We start from the raw sequence: 18,613 nt of genomic DNA, 5'->3' as shown, positions 1-18,613 counted from the left end.
TTTTTACGAGAAAATTATTCCCCGTACATCTCTTTGATAAAGTCCTGATAGGTAACCTTTTTGGCAGCGTATTTAACTTTTTCTTTAAAAAGGTTAAGCATTTTCTCGCTCATTACCTGCTCAGACACCCTTTTAACCTCATCTTTGTTTGACAGTACCCTGGCCACAATGTTCTCCACATCGGCATCGGTAGGGTTCATCTGGCCGAACTGTGCCATCTGCCTCCTGATAACATTGGCTGTATAGTCCTTAAGATCTCCAAAAGTTGTCTGTAGGTTGTTTTCGGTAATAACTTTCCCCTCTATAAGCTGGTAGCGCAGGCCGTTCTCACTCTTTGCATATTCTTCTTCAGCCTGCTCAGCGCTTAGCGGGTTTTCCCCTACAGTTTGTATCCATTTTTTAAGGAAATCGGCAGGAAGGTTAAATTTTGTTGTTTCAAGCAGCCACTCCGTAACATCGTTAAGGAACTTCTGGTCAGCCTGAGAGGCAAACTGCTGCTCGGCATCTTCTTTTATCTTTTGCTTCAGCTCATTAACTGATGACACCACACCTTCACCGAAAAGTTTATCAAAAAGCTCCTGGTTAAGCTCCGCTTTTTCAGAAGTGTTTATTTCTTCAATTGTAAAATTTACTTCAATGTCAAGCCCGTGCACATCATCATGGCCTACTTTCAGGTAATCCATAAGCTTGTGGTCATCATCAAAAAGTCCTTTGGTTGAAAGCGTAACCACATCACCTGCTTTCTTGCCGATGAACTTCTTAGCGGCCTTCTTATCCTTGAAAATGCCTGTGCTGATGGTTGTAGTGTTGCTGATGCCTTTCTCCTCGTTAGTAAACGTACCGCGGATATCGTCGCCTTCTTCAACCGTATCTTTAGAAATCAGTTTACCGTATTGCTTTTGTATGCGCTCTACCTGCTCATCAAGCATTTTATCATCGGCAACAATGTTGTACTTTACCAGCTTATTTTTGGCCCCAAGGTCAACTGTAAATTCAGGGGCAAGGCCAATTTCAAAATCAAATGAATAATCTTCGGCATCCCAGTTAAAATCTTCCGTAACTTTTGGCAGGGGGTTACCCAGGATGTCCAGCTTTTCCTCAACAAGATAATCGTTAAGTTTAGCCTGAAGCAGTTTATTCACCTCATCAAGGAGCACAGCCTTGCCATACTGCTTTTGTATAAGGCTCATAGGCACGGCACCTTTCCTGAAACCCGGAATACTTGCATTTTTCCTGTAGTTTTGCAGAACCTTATCTACATTTTCCTTATAATCTTCCTTAGTTATTGCCACTGTAACCACAGCATTCAATGCATCTACCTGATTTTTTGTAATATTCATCCTGAAATTAGTTTATTGAAACATCATAAATTAGGGTGGCAAAAGTAAAGCATTTTTGCAACCCTTACAAGTTTTTAAACTATTGTATGTCAATATACTGTTACTTACCTGTAATGCGGGATGTAACAGCCTGGCAGAACGACAGTACCAAGCTGAAAAGTAATGCCTTCCAGAATGAATCAACACTAAAACCATCCACTAAAGCATCGCAGAGCAGTATAATCACGGCATTGATAACCAAAAGAAACAGGCCCAGTGAAAAAATTGTAGCAGGAAGGGTCAATAAAACAAGTAGCGGTTTTACAAAAATGTTTAGCAGGCCCAGTACAAGCGCCACAATTAAGGCATCAAGATAGCCGTTAACCGTTACTCCTGGCATAAGATAAGAAATGACCATAACAAGTATGGTAGTAAGGATAATATTGATTATGGTTTTCATAATTGTAGCTCTTAAGGTGCAAAAATAAAAAAAGCACCAGACAATACCGATGCTTTTTCAATGTATACTTACATGTTGTTGTTTAATTTGTTGGCAGAATGGTTGCCCCAGGAAAATTACCGGCACTTACCAGCGGCAGCCTTGCATTGTAATGCCGGTTTATAACCTTTATGATTTCATTGGTTATTATGGCATACCCCCGTGCGTTAGGGTGAATACCATCAAGCGAGAACAATGTAGTATTAATTCTCGAGGTGCTGAAATAGTTTGCTGTATAAATCTGGCCGTCCTCAACCCTAAGGCCGCTTACAAGCTGGTTCAGTATGGCATTCATATCAGCTATGGCAAGGCCTTTAGATTCGGCAATTGCCCTTATACTATTATTAAAAGCCGTTGTTGCGGTGTTAACCTGGATAATTTCAGCAGCCGTAAGCACATGCTCGTCCTGAAGGGGATATGAGATACCGAAAGCATTCAGTGGAGCAGGGACACCATTTGGCGCCGTGCCTATAACTGCACGGGTTGGTAAAAGAACAAGATCATTAGCATTAGCCTGCCTTGCCTGCCCAAATGTTTGCCCGTAGAATGTTGCCTGTTGGTCACTCAGCCCTGATGCGAGCAGAGCCCCCCTTATCTGGGCGCTTAAGTTAGTAAGTGATTCATCCCGGATGAGCAGTGGGTTTCGTCCTTCAAGAGTCCAAAGGCTAATCCTGTTGGCCTGGCCAAAAAATGATAGGATTTGCCTCAGTTGCGCATAAAGCACATTGGCCTGCTGTATAGCCGCCTGTCCGTTAGCTACGTTGCCATTGCCCAGCACAGTCGCTGTCAGCGGGTTGTAGGGTACCGTAGTGAAAAAAGGTATGGATGTAACATTAGGTATGGTAGCCACAACGCCTTTTGCACCGTTTGCCGTAAGGGTGTTTATTGTTGCAGAATAAACGCCGGCAAATGCTGTTGGGTCAGTAATATCATTGGAGCCATATGAAGCAACATTTGTATTGCCAAGCTGGTTAACACCAAGTCCGCCCGAAGTGGCATAAGCGAGCACATCATTGCTTCCTATCCAGTTGGTAAAGAAAGTAGGATTCTTTGCCATGGCATCATCAATGATCCTGGCATTGGGCGATGTTGCATGCCTTACGTAATACGGATTGGCCGAAAGCGGGTTTGTTTGGAGCCCCGCCGGGTTACCGTAGCCCGGCGCCAGCAGGTGGAACGATTTTGCCCCGGGTACGCCCATGTTATTAAAAGCGGTAGCCTGGGGTGCCAATGTTATGGTTGAAGGCTGGTTAATGGGTTCGGGCGACTGTGAGCCGGCATCAAGTATCAGCCTTGTGTTAAAACCCGGTATGCCGCTTATGCCGCCGGTGTTATTAACATCTTCTGCATAAGAAGGCTGTGTAAATGTACCTCCGCCTACCAGCGCAAACTGCTGTGCCAACAGGTTGGGATATGAGTATTGCTGGCTTACCCTTGATACGGTGCCGTCCATAAAACCGGCCGTAAGGGAGTTACCCAATGCGACATAAGAACTAAAATCAGCATCACCGGCACTGTAGCTCGAGTTACTCAGCTCATTTTCAAATTCAGGCTCGCACGCGGCAAATCCTGCGGTGAGTATTGCTATATATATAAATTTATTTTTCATAGTTAATTTTATTAAAAGCTGTATGTTAAACCAACACCCGGAGAGAACACAACATTTTTGTATGTGCCTTCAAAGCCAACGAGTGTGCCGTCTTCGCTGTAATAGTCGTATGAATTATCCACTTCTTTGAAATGCAGGTACAGGAAGGAAACATCAACACCCAGTTTTGGTGTTATCTGGTAGGTTAAGCCCCCTGTAAAGCCCATAGAATCATTACGCGGCGTTTCAGGTGCAAAATAGCCATCCTGCACTGGGCTTTCGTCAAAATACCAGCCTGCACGGATAGCGAACTTGCTGTTAGCCTTATATTGTGCCCCTACCCTGTAAGTACTGGCATCTTTATAGTTCCTCGGGTTTACCGAAGTGGGTACATTGTTGGCAAAATCTACCACAAGGGCATCATATACATTCCAGAATGCCCTGTTATAATCAAACGCCATCATGAATTTATCACTAAACTCATACGACAGCCCCACTGTAAGTTCTGCCGGCAAAGGAAGATCAGCGTTAAATGTGGTATTTGAAAAAGTACCTTGCAGGAATGCCGGAATATCATGGAAAGTGGCATCACCGTCCCGGGCTTCCATAGTGATTTCAGAACGGTAATTAAGACCTATACGCATTTCGTCAACCGGGTTAAACATAAAGCCGGCAGTCCAGCCCCATGCTGTTACATTAGAAGCATCAATAGTAACATCACTCCTTTGCATCTGCTCATTGATAAGGCTTCGTGAAAGGTTCCTGTTAAACTCAACGCTTCCTGTTACGAATATCGGCCCGCCACCGATACTGAACCTGTCACTTATTTTTAAGGCTATGGAAGGCTGTATGTATACTGCCATAAGGTCAATATTGTTTACCAGGTGCGAACCCTGCCAGTCCTGGTCCCAATCAACCGAACTGCCGTAAGGGGTATATACGGCAAGCCCGGCCGAAAGCCAGTCATTAACCCTGTAAGCAACATAGGCCGTAAAGGGTGTGCCAAAATTTTCGGTTGATGATTTCCAGTTGTAGGTGCTGTTTTGAAATTTTGTCCTTGAAAATAAAGCATTGCCTCCAATAGATGCGTTAAAATCATTTTCTAAAAAAGCCATACCTGCCGGGTTAAAAAACAGTACTTCCGCACTGTTAACCACTGCCACACCGGTATGGCCCATAGCAAGCTGCTTCTGGCCCTGAAGGCTCACCCGGTACCCCCCTGCGAAGGCGGAAGTAACTGATATAGCCATTATAGTTAGTGATAATAGTTTTCTCATAGTTAATAATGGTGTTAGAATTAATTTGGGTTTCTCTATATCAAAATTATAATAAAATATCGATTATACAATAAATTCAGGAAATATATTATGCATTCATAATAAAAAAATATTTTCATTGCTAAAAATTAATTTTAAAATTTTAACCTCCTGAATATCATCTTATAGAACAGGCCTACCAAATGCTGTAAATCATTAATTAAAACTTAAAACCAACAGCATATTGCCGGTTTCTCCCTAAATTTAAAATTAAAACGCAGTATGCCAATTTTAAAGAAGATCGCAATCGGTATTATCAGCCTTGCCCTGCTCGTATTGCTGCTGAATTTTGGCATCAGTTACTGGCTGGAAAAGAAACTGCCTTCAGTACTGCAGTCAGATAAAAAATTCCCTTACAACATCAGCTACGATGATCTTGATATAAGCCTGATCAGCGGCAGCCTGACCGCCCATAACGTATACCTGGCCCAAAAAGACACAACAAACAGCAGCCCTAAGCAGGGTGCGTTTGGCAAAATCAGGTCGGTAAACATACAGAACCTTGATTTATGGGCGCTTTGGTAGAAAAACCGTATTGTGGTTAAACGCATTGTTATTGAGCATCCTGATATAGTGCTCTACGAAAAGGACAAAAAATATAATGTAGAAGATGACGTAAAAAAACCTTTTCGTAATGTGGTAAACACCGGGAGCCTTGAAATCAGGAAAGGCACCTTCAGGATGCTTGACAGTAAGCACAACCCAATACTTAAGACCGACAATATATCACTCGAAGTAAACAACATAAAGCTTGACAGTGCGATTGTTAAGCAGGATATACCTTTTCAATACAAAGATTACAACTTAAGGTGCGGCAGGGTTTTTTACAGGGCCAGCCGGTTCTATTCCATAACAGCGGATAGTTTGCAGGCTACCGACAGTTCTGTGGCCGTAACGGATTTTAAGTTGGTGCCGCAGTACGGAAGGAAGCAGTTCACTAAAATGCTCTCTGAAGAAAAAGACCTTTTTAATGTTGAGGCTAAAAGTATAACTCTGCCCTATGTTAACTGGGGTTTTGTTAATGATACCCTGTTTGTACACGCCCCAAAAGCGGTGCTTGATAAAGTTGCTGCCAACATATACCGCAATAAGGAACCCAAAGACGACCCCACACGGAAAAAGTTGTATAGTGAAGCGCTCCGAAATCTTGATTTTGACCTTAAAATTGAAAGGCTGGTGATGCGTAATTCCTATATTGAATATGAAGAGCAACTTAACTTTAGCAGGCCTGCGGCAAGTGTGTCATTTTCCCGGTTTAATGCAGATATAAAGCACATATATTCCGCCGTTAACAAGAAGCAGATACCTGCTACGGTTATAAGAGTCAATGCATTGTTCATGAAAAAATCACCTATGAGCGTAACCTGGTCCTTTAATGTACCTGACGCCAGCGATGCCTTTACCATAAAAGGAAGGCTGCAAGGCCTGCAGGGCAAAAGCTTAAACGAGCTTTCGATGCCGCTGATGAACATTGCTACAGACAGCGATATTAAAGATGTGCGGTTTACCATAAACGGCAACCGCAACAACGCAACAGGCAGCTTTGCCATAAACTATGACAATATGAAGGTAGCTGTTTATAAAAAGGACGGCAAGGAGAAAAACAGGTTTATGTCGGCCATAGGTAACCTTATAGTGAAGAACGACAGCAATGAAAAACTGAAGCGGACCGATATTAAAGTGGACCGCCTTAAAGATAAATCGGTATTTAATTTCCTTTGGCGTTGCCTGCAGGAGGGCTTAAAGCAAACCCTTCTGCCCAAAGCGGTAACTGCGGTGCTGCCGGAGGGTGGCAAAAAACAAAAGAAAAAAGATTAACCTTTAATAAAAGTAAGTGTTTCTTTAAAAAAATCGCCCGGGTTTTCCGCATGCAGCCAGTGCCCAGAATTGGCAATGGTTTTTATTTCCGCTTTAGGAAAATGCTGCTTTATGCCGGGTATATCCTGGTCTTTTATGTAGTTTGACCGGTCGCCCCTCAAAAACAACACAGCACCATCATAGGCTGCACCATCAGGCAGCGCCTGCCCGATATTGTCTATCTTTTCATTAAAAACGGGAAGGTTGAACCTGAAGGCCAGCTGCCCCGGCTCTTTCCAGTATAAGTTCTTCATAAGGAACTGCCTTGTGCCGGCATCATCAATATGCCGGGCCAGTATATCTTCAACTTCACTCCTGCCCGGCTTACGCGAAAAATCAACGGCATTTAGCCCCGCCAGTATATCCTGGTGGTGCGGCCTGTAATATCTGGGGCCTATATCGGCAATCACAAGCCTGTTTATCAGCCCAGGGTGCAGCACAGCCATAAACATGGCCACCTTGCCGCCCATGGAATGGCCAATTATATTTACCCTCTCCAGCCCGCTGGCTTCACAATAATTTACTACATCCCCAACCATCGCAGTGTAATCAAACACGTCCGAATGAAAACTCCGGCCGTGGTTCCTCAGGTCAACAGCATGTACCTGCAGGCCTTGCTGCGCGTATTGGCCCGAAAGGGTTTTCCAGTTGTCGCTTGTGCCTAAAAACCCGTGTATGATGAGCAGCGGTGCGCCCTCGCCTTCTATTCTTGAGTATAGCATAATTATTTAAGCCTTTGGAGATACATATTCACAACATTTTCAAGCCCAAGGTATATTGACTCCGCTATCAGGGCATGCCCTATAGAAACTTCAAGCAAACCGGGTATATTATCCTTAAAGTATTTAATGTTGTCAAGGCTCAGGTCGTGCCCTGCATTAATACCCAGCTCCAGGCTGCCGGCCACACGTGCCGCCTCAGCATAAGGGGCTATGCCCTGCAGGTTACCTAAATTGTACTGGTGGGCATACGCTTCAGTGTACAGTTCTATCCTGTCAGTACCTGTTTCTTTAGCTCCCTCAACCATGGCAGCCACAGGGTCAACAAAAATAGATGTGCGTATGCCATTGCGCTTAAACTCTGCTATTACTTCCTGCAAAAACTGCCTGTGCTTCAGGGTATCCCACCCTGCGTTTGATGTTATGGCATCATCGGCATCAGGAACCAGTGTTACCTGTGTGGGCTTTACCTCAAGCACCAGGTCAATAAATTTCTTTACCGGGTTGCCTTCAATATTATATTCCGTATGCACAATTGGGGCAAGGTTTCGCGCATCACTGTAACGTATGTGCCTTTCGTCAGGCCTTGGATGTACGGTTACGCCATGTGCGCCAAATTTCTGCACATCGGCGGCTAACTGCAAAACATCGGGGACATTGCCTCCCCTTGAATTGCGCAGTGTGGCTATCTTATTTATATTTACGCTTAGTTTTACCATAATGTTGTTAAAGTGTCATTCCCTTACAAAAATACAAAGTTAAAGCAGGGCAAATATGGTATTTTTTAATTATTTTGCATCATATTTCAACACTACCCTATGAATGATATTCTTGATTTAATCAACAACAACATCAAGCCTTTACGCACAACCGACCCCATAGCCAGTGCCCAGGACCTTTTCTCAGAATACCCTTTTTCGCATTTCCCCGTAATGGAAGATGACATTTATATAGGGAGTGCATCGGCAGAGGATATTGAACTGGTAGATATTGAGAAGACGCTTGATGATGTAAGGTATAACCTGGAACGCTTTTTTGTCCGGGACAATATGATATGGCTTGATGTGCTTGAAGTATTTGCAAAGAATGAAACCAATATTGTGCCTGTACTTGATAAGGACAATAAATATCTGGGCCATTACGAACTGGCCGACATTATTACTTTTTTCCATGAAACGCCTTTCCTTAAGGAAGACGGAGGCATACTGATAGTGGAGAAAGGCACCGGCGACTACACCATGAGTGAAGTAGCCCAGATTGTAGAAAGCAATAACGGAAGGCTGCTGGGCATGTTCATATCTGAAGCCAATGTTGACAGGGTGCAGATAACGCTTAAAATAAGCCTTGGAGGGCTTAGCGAAATAATACAAACCTTCAGGAGGTACAACTATGAAATTGTATCAGAGCACCAGGAAGATGCCTACCTGAACATACTTAAAGACAGGAGCGACTACCTTGACAAATACCTGAACATATAATCGCGGCTATGAGAATTGCTATTTACGGACAATATTATAAAGACAACACCGAAGATATTATTGACAAGGTGTTGCGTGTGTTCAATGAATATAACCCCGAAATAGCTTTTGAAGCTAATTTTTATAATGTACTTAATGAAAAGCAGCTTTTAAAATCGCCTTATAAAGTATTTGCAGGGCACGAGGACCTTGACACGGGCTTTGATATGTTTATAAGCATTGGCGGTGATGGCACTATGCTGCGCGCCGCCACCTTTGTAAGGGATAAAAATATCCCTATACTGGGCATCAACGCAGGGAGGCTCGGTTTCCTGGCCACGGTACAGCAGGAAAATATTGAAAACCTGCTGCCGCTGCTTTTTGAAAACAAATACAAAATATCCCCACGAACATTATTAACACTAAGTTATGAAGGCCACAACCCTGCCCCTGATGAGCTTGACTATGCGCTGAACGAAATAACCGTAAGCCGCAAGGACACCACATCAATGATAACTATTGAAACCAAGCTGAACGGCGAATACCTGAACTCTTACTGGGCCGACGGGCTTATACTTTCAACCCCTACAGGATCCACCGGCTATTCATTAAGCTGCGGTGGGCCGGTTTTGATGCCCGAGGTAAACAGCCTGGTGATAACCCCTATTGCGCCGCACAACCTTAATGCACGCCCGCTGGTAATACCTGATGATACCGAAATACAACTTAAAGTGACCGGAAGGGAGCCGCAGCACCTTATTTCGCTCGATTCAAGGATTATAACAGTAGATACGGAAACCATACTGCATATTAAAAAGACGCCGTTTAAAATAAACCTTGTAGAGTTTCCGGAAGAAAAGTTCCTTAATACGCTCCGTAAAAAACTATTGTGGGGCGAAGACAAGCGAAATTAACGGAACTTTTCTTTTACCTGCATATACTACACCGCCCCTTCTTCCGTTTTCAACACTAACATATTTGGGCAAAATGTAATTTAACAGGCTTAAAATCGCTTAACTAAGGGCTTTTAGAAATCTATATTGTTATATTTGCACCCTATTTTTATAGAATGAAACGAATTTTTTTTGTTGTAACTGCCATGATAATTTCCGTAGCGGCAAGCGCCCAGATAAATGAAGTGGGTGTTTTTGCCGGCGGCGCCAACTATATTGGCGATGTAGGCCCTACAACATATATTGCCCCGAAAGATGTTGCGCTTGGATTTATGTACCGCTGGAACCGTAGCCCAAGGCACTCGTACAGGGCATCCTTCACCTATGGGAAAATAACATCGGAAGATGCTGATTCTGACGCAAGCGGAAGGCAGCAAAGAGGTTATAAATTTGATAACAGCATAAAAGAGTTATCTTTAGGCCTTGAATTCAATTTTTTTGACTTCAACCTGCATGAATCTGACCTTAAAGTGACACCTTATGTATATAGCGGCATCAGCTATTTTTGGTATACTGAGCTTTATGTACAAAACGGCGTTACCTATAGGGGAGACTCTAAAGGTGCACTGGCCATACCAATGACTGTGGGCATAAAAACAAATGTAATTCCGGGTTTTGTACTCGGCTTTGAAGCAGGAGCCAGATACACCTTCAGCGACAATATTGACGGCAGCAACCCGGAAAACGCAGTACTTGCCTTTGGCAACCTTGAAAGCAACGACTGGTATGTGTTTACAGGCTTTACGCTTACCTATACCTTTGGCAATAAACCCTGCTATTGTGCAGAATAAATAATGGAGAGAACAACTACTATAAATACCGAAAACCTGCCGGCACACATAGCCATAATCATGGATGGCAACGGCCGCTGGGCAAAAAAGCAGGGGATGATGAGGGTTTTCGGGCATGAGAACGGTACCAAGGCAGTGCGCGAAACTGTTGAAGCCTGTGCCAAAATCGGCATAAAGCACCTCACGCTGTATGCCTTTTCCACAGAGAACTGGAACAGGCCCAGGCTTGAGGTAGAAACACTCATGAAGCTGCTTATCAGTTCTTTAAAAAATGAGTTGCCCACGCTTCAGGAGAACAATATAAGGCTAAACATGGTGGGCAATATGAAGATGCTGCCCGATAATGCGCAGAAGCAGCTGCAGGACGTTATTAACAAAACCTGCAACAACAAGCACATGACCCTTACCCTTGCCCTGAGCTACGGCTCAAGGGAAGAAATGGTATGTGCCGTAAAAACAATATGCGAAAAAGTACAAAGCGGTGAGCTATCGGTTGATGATATTAATGAAGAAGTTATTTCAGGCCATCTTTATACTTTTGACCTCCCCGACGTTGACCTTGTAATAAGGACAAGCGGCGAGCAAAGGATAAGTAACTTCCTGCTGTGGCAGATTGCATATGCTGAATTTTATTTTACAGATGTGCTTTGGCCTGATTTCAGGGAAAAAGATTTACATGAAGCAATTATCAGTTATCAAAATAGAGAACGTAGATTTGGAAAAACCAGTGAACAAATTAAATAAAACCCTGATGTTTTATAAAAATATTGTATTATTTATAGTTATATTTTTTACAACTACCAGCCTTATAGCCCAGGAGGCGCCGGCGGGGCTTGAGCCGGGAAGGGAATACATACTTGCCGGGGTAGGCGTTACCGGAAAAATTAGCTATAATGAAAATACTGTAATCACATTCACAGGCCTTGAAAAGGGGCAGGCCATACATGTACCTGGCGAAGAAATAAGCAATGCCATAAAAAAACTCTGGAAACTGGGGCTTTTCAGTGATATTGATTTTTATGTAACACAAATGCAGGGCGACAGTATATACCTTGAGCTGGATATAAATGAACTGCCCAAATTAAGTGATGTGAAAATTCAGGGTGTGAGAAAAGGAAAACGGGAAAGCCTGATTAAAGATACACAACTGGCAAAGGGTAAAGTGGTTAATGAAAACCTGATTACCAACACCAAAAATTACATAGAAAATAAATATAAAAAAGACGGTTATTTTAATACAAAGGTTGCTATAAATGTTATTCCTGACAGCACAAATACCGTTAAGATGGTAGTGAATGTTGACCGTGGTAAAAAGGTTAAAGTAAAGAAGATCGAATTTAACGGAAACACCAAACTTTCTGACGGGAAGCTCAGGGGCACTATGAAAAACACTAAGAAAAAGAGCTTCCCAAATCCGTTAAGGATATTTAAATCCTCAAAATATATCGCAGAAAAATATAAGGAAGACCTTAATAGCATTGTAAATAAATACAAAGAAAATGGCTATCGCGATGCACGGGTAACATCGGATACCGTGGTGTATAACCCTAAAAACAATACAGTATCTATAAATATAAATATTGAAGAAGGCCGGAAATACTATTTTGGAGACATAAAATACTTAGGCAATACCGTTTATAACAACCAGCAGCTGAACAGGATATTGGGTATAAAAAAAGGTGATGTTTATAATGGTGTGATGCTGCAGAAACGTATTGCTGACCCGTCTAAGCCGGACGGCGAAGACCTTACCAACCTATACCAGAACAACGGCTACCTTTTTTCTAATATTAATGCAGTAGAAGTAAGTACTGCCAATGATACCATTGATTTTGAAATAAGGGTTACAGAAGGGCCTATCGCTTATTTTAATAATGTTACAGTAGTAGGCAATGACAAAACACATGACCATGTGATATACCGTGAGTTGAGAACCAGGCCGGGTATGAAATGGAACAAGGAAGAAGTAATAAACACTATCCGCGAAATTGGCGCGCTGGGCTTTTTTGACCCCGAAGCCATAAGGCCTGATGTAAAAAACCCTGACCCTTCCACAGGTAATGTTGATATTGAATGGAATCTTGTAGAAAAAGGATCGAGCCAGATTGAGCTACAGGGTGGTTATGGCGGTGGAGGGTTTATAGGTACGCTGGGATTGTCCTTTAATAATTTCTCGGCAAGGAATTTGTTTAATAAAAGTGCCTACAAGCCCTTGCCAATGGGCGACGGGCAAAGGGTATCGCTAAGGCTCCAGGGAAGTACCTACTTCCAGACCTATAGCCTTTCGTTCTCTGAGCCGTGGCTCGGCGGGAAGAAACCGGTACAGTTCACCACATCATTATCGCACAGTAAGCAGTTCCTCTATAATTTCAGCAACAGGAATGTGGACAGGTCGAGGAGCTTCAATATTACATCCGTATCTCTGGGCCTTGCCAAAAGGTTAAGTGACCCGGATATTTTCCTTACCCTTTCACATGCATTGAGTTTTCAGTATTACGACCTTAATAATTATAACACAGGATTGTTTACCTTTGGGGACGGTAGTTCAAAAAACCTTGCCTACACCATTGGTTTAACAAGGAATAACAAAGGGGTTAACCCTATTTATCCGACATCAGGCTCAGAGTTCAGCGTGTCGGCCAGGGTTACTTTCCCTTACTCGCTTGTTAATGGCGTAGATTATGGCAATCTTAAAAACCTGCCGGAATACAAATCACGGAACAACGGGCCGGGCTATCAGATAAATGATAATGATGGCAACCCTGATAATGACTGGGTTCCTTCAGGCTCGTACCTTGATGAAAACGGACGCGCTGTTACTGACCCGGCACTTGCAGCGCCTGACCGCTCAAAAATTGACCAAAAAAGGTTTAACTGGCTCGAATATTATAAAATTAAGTTCCGGGCTGACTGGTATACAAAACTTTATGATAAATTAGTACTCCGTTCTTTGGGTGAATTCGGGTTTCTTGGCGCTTATAATTCAGAAAGGGGGCTTGTGCCTTTCGAAAGGTTTTTCCTCGGTGGCGACGGGCTTGCAAACTTTGCGCTTGATGGCAGGGAAGTCATCCAGCTTAGGGGCTATCCCAACCAGTCTTTGGCACCAATTGACAGCAACGGTGACCAGAACGGCGCCACTATATATAATAAGTTCACTCTGGAGCTGCGTTACCCTATAACACTAAAGCAGGCCGCATCTATTTATGCGCTTACTTTTGCTGAAGCAGGAGCATCGTATGATTCGTTCAGGAACTATAACCCGTTCGCCCTGAAAAGGTCAGCAGGTTTTGGCCTGAGGGTGTTCATGCCTGCCTTCGGATTGCTTGGTATCGACTTTGGCCATGGTTTTGACCCTATTCCGGGGGCAACACAAAAAAACGGCTGGGAAACCCATTTTATCATAGGGCAACAGTTCTAAAAAAAGTGGCATGATATTTTCTAATATGTAATTGGATATGAAAAAACATTTTTTATTACTCCTCTCATTACTATCCGCGATAGCGGTAAGTGGGCAGTCAAGAGGCATCAAAATTGCCTATATTGACATGGAATATATCCTGGAAAAAGTTCCTGATTACGCAGAGGCTAAAAACCAGCTTGAGCTTAAAGCTCAGAAATGGAAGCAGGAAATAGAAACTAAAAAAAACGACATCAATAAACTTAAGGAAAGTTTAAAAGCCGAAAGGGTGCTCCTTACAAAAGAACTAATCCAGGAACGCGAAGATGAGATTCAGTTCCAGGAAAAAGAACTGCTGGATTATCAGGAAAAAAAGTTTGGCTCTAAAGGCGATCTTATTACTCAGAAAGCTGTTCTGGTAAAGCCTATTCAAGACCAGGTATTTACAGCCGTACAGGACATATCTGAAGCAAAAAAGTACGATTTCGTTTTTGATAAGTCATCGGACCTGACGATGCTCTTCGCAGCAAAAAGACATGACATAAGCGACCAGGTAATCCGCAGGCTTACAAGGGCCGCAAAACGGGAACAACTAAGCAATAAAGAACTAAAAAAGCTGGAAGAACAGGAAGCTAAGGAAGACCTGGCAGACGATCCTGAATTCGCTGACAGGAAAAAAGCGCTTGATGATAAGAAAGCCGCAAGGCAGAAACTTATAGAAGACCGTAGAGCTGCCCAAAAAGCAAAAAGAGAGGAAGCTATTGCACGCCGCGAACAGTTGAAACAGGAAAGAGAAGCTAAAATTAATGGTACCGCTGCCCCTAAAGCCAACACTAAAGCAGATAAAGAGAACCCAGACAGTGTCGACAGCTCTGATACTGAAGACCTGCCTGTAAATAACAGTAAGCCTGGGGCAACTGGCACTTCTGCTGATGCTAAAGAAACTGCTAAACAAAATGCAGCAGAACGGCAAAAAGCAGCGCAGGAACTAAAGGCACAAAAAGCAGCCGAAAGAAAAGCAGCGCTCGAAGAAAAAAAGAAAAAACAACAGGCTGAACGGGAAGCAGCCAAAAAAGCACGGGAAGAAAAAACAAATAAACCCGCAGAGAATTCACAAGAGAACAAAAACAAAAATTAACATAAATACAATTATTTTAGATGATGAAACAATTTAGATCTTTATTATTGGCTGCCATAATTTTTATCGGGGCAAGCCAGACACTTACGGCACAGGCGAAAGTAGCGCACATCAACCTTACAGAGCTTATGCAGGATATGCCTGAAATGAAAGCTGCACAGACTCAGCTGGAAAAAATAGGAAAAACGTATGATAATGATTACAGGACTATGGTACAGGAGTACCAGAATAAACTAAAAAAATACGGTGATGAAGAGGCCACTGTAACGACTGCTGTAAATGAAAGCCGTACTAAAGAAGTTCAGGATATGGCGCAAAGGATACAGCAGTTCCAGCAAACAGCAAACAAAGAACTTGACCAGAAGCGTATAGATATTCTTAAGCCAATTATGGAAAAAGCAAACGCCGCAATACAAAAAGTTGCAAAAGCAAAAGGATATCAATATGTCCTTGATTCAACAGTAGGCGGAGGCGTATTGTTTGCTGACGGGCCAAACCTTCTTGCAGATGTAAAAAAAGAACTTGGATTCTAAAAAGAATTAGTAGCTTTTCATAATAAAAAACGGCCTCATTGCAGGGCCGTTTTTTATTATATTTGCCTTATGGAAAATAGCAAATATCCTATCGGGCTGTTCGACTCGGGAATAGGCGGCACTTCCATATGGAAAGAAATTCACAGCCTTCTCCCTAATGAAGATACAATATACCTGGCTGACAGTAAAAATGCTCCCTACGGCCAACGATCAAAAGATGAAATCCTGGACCTTAGTATAAAAAATGTAGAGTTCCTCCTGGATAAAAATTGCAAAATTATAGTGGTTGCATGCAATACCGCCACAACAAATGCTATTAAAGAGCTTAGGGCAAAATACAGTAAAATACCTTTTATAGGTATAGAGCCCGCAATAAAACCCGCAGCAACATCAACAAAAACACAAACAATAGGAATCCTGGCGACTAAAGGTACCCTCAACAGCGATTTGTTTCACAGTACTGTATCAAACTTTAAAGATATCAGAGTGATAGAGCAGGTTGGCCATGGGCTTGTCAGACTTATTGAAGATGGGCATATGGACAGCAGGGAAACCGAATCATTGCTAAGAAGTTATCTTGAACCAATGGTTGAAGCAGGCATTGATTACCTGGTACTCGGTTGCAGCCATTACCCTTATCTTGTTCCGCAAATAAAAAAAATACTCCCTAATCATATAAATATTATAGATTCTGGTGAGGCCGTTGCGCGGCAAACTAAAAATATCCTGCAAAGCAAGAACTTACTGAATATGTCCGGAAAAGAAGGTGAAGCAGTATTTTATATCAATAATGATCCTACAGTGCTAACAAAAATCCTGAAAGCAAAACATAAGGTTATAACTGCAGATTTTTAAACTATCTGAACCAAGAAGAATACATAATATAATTATTAGAAATTCTTTCAATTTCTCCTGCAAAATCAGAAGCGTTAAGATCCTTTACTTTTTTTGCAGGTACGCCCGCATATATGGTCCCGGATTCAACAACGGTATTTTGGGTAACAACAGCACCGGCCGCTATTATAGCATTACTATGAATCACACAATTATCCATTATGATAGCGCCCATACCTATAAGTACGTTATCATGTACCCTGCAGCCATGTACAATAGCATTATGCCCTATTGATACATTATCCCCTATTTCTGTGGGATGTTTTTGGTATGTACAGTGTATTATCGCCCCATCCTGTATGTTTACCTTATTGCCTATTTTGATATAATGTACATCACCCCGGATTACTGCATTGAACCAGACGCTGCATTGTGCGCCTAGTACCACATCACCGACAATAGTGGCATTATCAGCAACAAAACAATCTTCGGGTATTAGAGGATGTTTTCCGTTTACTCCCTTAATTATCATACTTCGTCAAAAAAATCGTCCCGATATAGTTAGTATCGGGACGGAATTAATAATATTCTTTTTATAATCAATTAACTGCAGGACAATTACAATCATATTTCTCCCTCTTGCAGAACAGGTTAAGGCCAAGCGTGATTTGGTGGAAGCCACTGTTATCAAACCTAACATCCCCTGTAAGGTAAGAGTAAGTATAGGCAAACATAAAGTTCTTATAATTAACACCTATGATGGGTGTAAAGTACTGAAGATTCTGGTTTTGAGCGCTGCTCCCGTCCGAGTATTGCGCACCGTCAAGGGCGCGCCTGTATGATAACCCTCCCCAGAGCCTTCCAAAATCCATCTCTTTGTAAACTTTAAGGTTGATATCAATTGTTTTCTCCCTAGTTTGGTCGGTATACTGGAACATTAATGAGGGCTCCCACTGAAGAGACTCCTGAAATCCAAATACATAACCGGCGCTGACAAGATATTTCTTTAGGTTATCACTTTCAATATCCGAATAAATATCTCTCCTTGTGGCTAATATATTTTTAGCGGTAAAATGCGCATAAAAATCAAGAAAATGATATGATGCACCAATATCAATATTAAAATAGGAATCTTTTTGTTGTATCCCGCCGGGAGCTACCGGATCAAATTCTAGAAATTCAGTTTCATCTAACCTGCTTTGTACTAAACCGGCACTCATACCAAATGAAAGTTGGTTTAAGTCATAATCGCTGCGTGAGAACATGATATGGTGCGCATAGGTTACTTTAGCGCCCGTCTGTGAGTGATATCCGTTTTTATCGTTAAAGGCAATTATACCTACACCCGACCGTTCACCCAGCCTTCCATTAAAACTCAATGTTTGTAGTTGTGGCGCATCATCCTGGCCGAACCACTGCTGGCGTGCGGTAAGCCTCAGTTTGGCACAATTTGCCGCTCCTGCCATAGAAGGGTGTATAAGATAGTAGTTATCCGAAAGATAGTCTGAATAAACTGCTATTCCCTCCTGCGAAAATGACAGCTGTGTTAATAACAATCCAAAAAATAAATAAATCTTTTTAAAATTCATGTCGATTCGGTCGTTTAATGAGAAAGCAATTTATAGAACTGATAAATAAAACGGCGCCAGTCCTGATTTATTTTACCATCTTTTTACATTGCGGTCAAATATATAAATTTTTGTGTTAGGTTGGTAATTAATTGCCAATATAATTATAAAAAATGCTGCCATTACTGGCAGCATTTTTTATACCTGCATTTATAAGTCATTTTNATCCAAAAAATAAATAAATCTTTTTAAAATTCATGTCGATTCGGTCGTTTAATGAGAAAGCAATTTATAGAACTGATAAATAAAACGGCGCCAGTCCTGATTTATTTTACCATCTTTTTACATTGCGGTCAAATATATAAATTTTTGTGTTAGGTTGGTAATTAATTGCCAATATAATTATAAAAAATGCTGCCATTACTGGCAGCATTTTTTATACCTGCATTTATAAGTCATTTTTATCGCTTAAGCGCAAAGTGTGCCTTGAACTCTTTCGGTACGGTGGTCCCGGAAGGTGTAAACTCTCTATACTCTACACGGAACCAGTAGTCGTCTCCCGGAAGCGGGTAGCCGTTCATCGTGCCGTCCCAGCCCATGCCACCAGAACTTATCTGCTTCACCAGCTTGCCGTAGCGGTCAAA

At 42.2% G+C, this 18,613-nt stretch carries 19 protein-coding genes; 10 read left to right on the top strand and 9 right to left on the bottom strand.

The window, feature by feature from the left end; translation table 11 throughout:
- Positions 1-14 precede the first annotated feature (14 nt).
- From tig to CHU92_RS08250, 4 genes are all read right to left on the bottom strand, one after another.
- The gene (tig, locus tag CHU92_RS08265) at positions 15-1,340 is read right to left on the bottom strand and encodes a trigger factor (protein WP_094414487.1); all 1,326 of its coding nucleotides are present in this window, start codon (positions 1,338-1,340) and stop codon (positions 15-17) included.
- 100 nt (positions 1,341-1,440) lie between these two features.
- On the bottom strand, positions 1,441-1,779 hold the full coding sequence (locus CHU92_RS08260; protein ID WP_094414485.1) for a phage holin family protein: 339 nt from the start codon (positions 1,777-1,779) through the stop codon (positions 1,441-1,443).
- An 82-nt stretch (positions 1,780-1,861) separates the two neighbouring features.
- The gene (locus CHU92_RS08255; RefSeq protein WP_094414482.1) at positions 1,862-3,427 is read right to left on the bottom strand and encodes an SGNH/GDSL hydrolase family protein; all 1,566 of its coding nucleotides are present in this window, start codon (positions 3,425-3,427) and stop codon (positions 1,862-1,864) included.
- An 11-nt stretch (positions 3,428-3,438) separates the two neighbouring features.
- Positions 3,439-4,683 (bottom strand): OmpP1/FadL family transporter, encoded by a 1,245-nt coding sequence (locus CHU92_RS08250; protein WP_094414480.1) that lies wholly within the window; start codon positions 4,681-4,683, stop codon positions 3,439-3,441.
- Between the two features lie 261 nt (positions 4,684-4,944).
- Here CHU92_RS08250 and CHU92_RS08245 point away from each other — a divergent pair, with 261 nt between their 5' ends.
- Positions 4,945-5,247, top strand: a complete 303-nt coding sequence (locus CHU92_RS08245; protein WP_094414477.1) for a hypothetical protein — start codon at positions 4,945-4,947, stop codon at positions 5,245-5,247.
- Between the two features lie 12 nt (positions 5,248-5,259).
- Positions 5,260-6,540: a hypothetical protein gene (locus CHU92_RS08240; protein ID WP_094414475.1), complete on the top strand. Its 1,281-nt coding sequence runs from the start codon at positions 5,260-5,262 to the stop codon at positions 6,538-6,540.
- Here CHU92_RS08240 and CHU92_RS08235 read toward each other — a convergent pair.
- On the bottom strand, positions 6,537-7,301 hold the full coding sequence (locus tag CHU92_RS08235; protein ID WP_094414473.1) for an alpha/beta fold hydrolase: 765 nt from the start codon (positions 7,299-7,301) through the stop codon (positions 6,537-6,539). The two genes, CHU92_RS08240 and CHU92_RS08235, sit on opposite strands and share 4 nt — an antisense overlap.
- Positions 7,302-7,303: 2 nt before the next feature.
- Positions 7,304-8,017 carry a pyridoxine 5'-phosphate synthase gene (locus CHU92_RS08230; RefSeq protein WP_094414471.1) on the bottom strand — a complete coding sequence of 238 codons (714 nt, stop codon included), beginning with the start codon at positions 8,015-8,017 and terminating at the stop codon, positions 7,304-7,306.
- Between the two features lie 99 nt (positions 8,018-8,116).
- Here CHU92_RS08230 and CHU92_RS08225 point away from each other — a divergent pair, with 99 nt between their 5' ends.
- From CHU92_RS08225 to murI, 8 genes are all read left to right on the top strand, one after another.
- Positions 8,117-8,776, top strand: a complete 660-nt coding sequence (locus tag CHU92_RS08225) for a CBS domain-containing protein (RefSeq protein WP_094414469.1) — start codon at positions 8,117-8,119, stop codon at positions 8,774-8,776.
- 8 nt (positions 8,777-8,784) lie between these two features.
- Entirely contained in the window at positions 8,785-9,669 is an 885-nt protein-coding gene (locus tag CHU92_RS08220; RefSeq protein WP_094414467.1) for an NAD kinase, read from the top strand.
- Positions 9,670-9,824: 155 nt separating this feature from the next.
- Entirely contained in the window at positions 9,825-10,499 is a 675-nt protein-coding gene (gene porG, locus CHU92_RS08215; RefSeq protein WP_094414465.1) for a type IX secretion system protein PorG, read from the top strand.
- A gap of 3 nt (positions 10,500-10,502) precedes the next feature.
- The gene (locus CHU92_RS08210; protein WP_094414463.1) at positions 10,503-11,243 is read left to right on the top strand and encodes an isoprenyl transferase; all 741 of its coding nucleotides are present in this window, start codon (positions 10,503-10,505) and stop codon (positions 11,241-11,243) included.
- The gene (locus CHU92_RS08205) at positions 11,176-13,917 is read left to right on the top strand and encodes a BamA/OMP85 family outer membrane protein (RefSeq protein WP_094414461.1); all 2,742 of its coding nucleotides are present in this window, start codon (positions 11,176-11,178) and stop codon (positions 13,915-13,917) included. The genes CHU92_RS08210 and CHU92_RS08205 overlap by 68 nt, the downstream gene beginning before the upstream one ends.
- A gap of 37 nt (positions 13,918-13,954) precedes the next feature.
- Positions 13,955-15,034 (top strand): OmpH family outer membrane protein, encoded by a 1,080-nt coding sequence (locus tag CHU92_RS08200; RefSeq protein WP_094414459.1) that lies wholly within the window; start codon positions 13,955-13,957, stop codon positions 15,032-15,034.
- 23 nt (positions 15,035-15,057) lie between these two features.
- Positions 15,058-15,567, top strand: a complete 510-nt coding sequence (locus tag CHU92_RS08195; protein WP_094414457.1) for an OmpH family outer membrane protein — start codon at positions 15,058-15,060, stop codon at positions 15,565-15,567.
- A gap of 69 nt (positions 15,568-15,636) precedes the next feature.
- The gene (gene murI / locus CHU92_RS08190; RefSeq protein WP_094414455.1) at positions 15,637-16,422 is read left to right on the top strand and encodes a glutamate racemase; all 786 of its coding nucleotides are present in this window, start codon (positions 15,637-15,639) and stop codon (positions 16,420-16,422) included.
- 1 nt (position 16,423) lies between these two features.
- Here murI and CHU92_RS08185 read toward each other — a convergent pair whose 3' ends face one another.
- The 3 genes from CHU92_RS08185 to CHU92_RS08175 all read right to left on the bottom strand — a co-directional run.
- Complete coding sequence (locus tag CHU92_RS08185) at positions 16,424-16,933, bottom strand: gamma carbonic anhydrase family protein (RefSeq protein ID WP_094414453.1); 510 nt, start codon at positions 16,931-16,933, stop codon at positions 16,424-16,426.
- Positions 16,934-17,000: 67 nt separating this feature from the next.
- Positions 17,001-17,990, bottom strand: a complete 990-nt coding sequence (locus CHU92_RS08180; RefSeq protein ID WP_094414451.1) for a PorP/SprF family type IX secretion system membrane protein — start codon at positions 17,988-17,990, stop codon at positions 17,001-17,003.
- Between the two features lie 440 nt (positions 17,991-18,430).
- A partial coding sequence (locus CHU92_RS08175; RefSeq protein WP_129583033.1) for a T9SS type B sorting domain-containing protein occupies positions 18,431-18,613 on the bottom strand: 183 nt, incomplete at its 5' end.

The organism is Flavobacterium cyanobacteriorum (assembly GCF_002251835.1).
Lineage (GTDB): Bacteria > Bacteroidota > Bacteroidia > Flavobacteriales > Flavobacteriaceae > Flavobacterium > Flavobacterium cyanobacteriorum.
The sequence above is the reverse complement of the archived record's forward strand: the minus strand, read 5'-3'. Positions and strand labels throughout refer to the sequence as shown.